At 37.1% G+C, this 1,549-nt stretch carries 1 protein-coding gene and 1 pseudogene; both read right to left on the bottom strand.

The features are described 5' to 3' along the window. Nucleotides 1-292, bottom strand: a 292-nt coding sequence (locus tag AC06OU_RS12865; RefSeq protein ID WP_475856255.1) for a transglutaminase-like domain-containing protein, incomplete at its 3' end; no start/stop codon positions are given. A gap of 261 nt (nucleotides 293-553) precedes the next feature. Beyond that, nucleotides 554-1,510: pseudogene (locus AC06OU_RS12860) on the bottom strand (alpha-E domain-containing protein); the annotation flags it as partial. Nucleotides 1,511-1,549 lie beyond the last annotated feature (39 nt).

Genomic DNA, 1,549 nt, shown 5'->3' with positions numbered 1-1,549 from the left:
TTTCTAAAGCTTCCACATTATTTGTTGGGTCAAGACCTACCCAGCCAATCCCTGGAACCATTACCTCTACCCAGGCATGACTAGCTGCATCACCAACTAATGCCGAATTTTCACCAACATACAGATACCCACTTACATATCGAGCCGGTATATTCTTTGTTCTTAATACCCCAAGCATCACATGTGAAATGTCCTGACACACGCCTTTTTGTAGGTCAAACGATTCCAGCGCCTTAGTGGTAACAGTAGTAGATGAACCATCATATGTGAAATGATTGAACAAGTATCCCATTAAATCAATCGCGTACTTAACAGGGTTTACCATTTCCCCTATTTCTTTATCCACTTTTTCTATTTGCTCAGGTGTCAAATACGTATAAGCTGTATTGCTTAAGTATGCTAAGTAATGGCTTCTAAAAAGCTCTGAATGGAAAATGGCATACATTTCCGGTGAATAGTCAATTCTATGAACCCAAGGACTTCTTTGGATACTGACAACAGAGGTTGTCTTAACCTCTAAATGACGATGATGATCTGCTATAAAAAATGATTCTACTGTGTTTCCCCATATATCCACGTGTTCCTTCGTTAAGGCAACAGGATTAATTTCTGCTCGGTAAGAAAGCAAACGCTGACACTCATCAGTTCTAGGCTTCAAACGAATCGAGTTCATACTTTGATCAACCATTGTCTCATAATCAAAAATATTTGTATGCTCAATTTTATATTTTAAGGATGATGGTCTTTCAATAACAGGCATCTGAGAATTACTAATCCAATTATTATCACCTTGTGATTGTATTTGGATAGCAGGTGTATACGGTTGCTTAATAGGTTCAATTAAATAATAGGTTTCAGAGAAGGTTTGCCCAATTTCATTACATTGATTTTGAAAGCGATTCAGAAAGTCCATCATTTCTTCGGAGTCTAACTCCTGAATAGTCATTTCATCAAAGTCTTGATGAAGCCTTTGTAAAAGATAATGGAGCTTTTCAGAGTGTTTAGCCTTCTGTCCTCCTAAATTATCAATTGCATTTTGCACACTATTCATATTGTAATGAATGGATCTAGGAAAGGTTTCATCGACAATAAGAAAAGCAAGAATTGTTCGTGGATCCATTTTTGGTCTATTCACCTTCAAATAGGCCTCATAGCCATTCAGCATTCTAAGTGCTGATAGCCACGCATAATATTCATCTCTTTTATAAGAAAGCTCCGCTTCACTTGTATGTTCACACACCACATTTAAAATTCTGGCAGTTTTTTCAGCCCGTTCTAACCAATTTCCTATTTTCATCATATGGTAAGCTATACCCCGAGACATGTTTGACTCAATAATTCCTTGAATAGTGAAAGAAGCCTTTTTAATCTAGCTTAGAAACAATCTCATGTTCTGAAGAGAATACGGGATATTCTGAGCATCTTTTGTATATAAAAAGACGTCATTCCACACTTCAAACAGTTCATTAGGTATGTGATCACGACAAACCCTTGCATTCTCTCTAGCAATTCGTACGCAATTGAAAACCGAGTTTGGATTTTCGTGACT

The sequence above is a fragment of the Psychrobacillus sp. genome (assembly GCF_056205495.1).
This window is presented reverse-complemented; position numbering and strand designations above follow the sequence as displayed.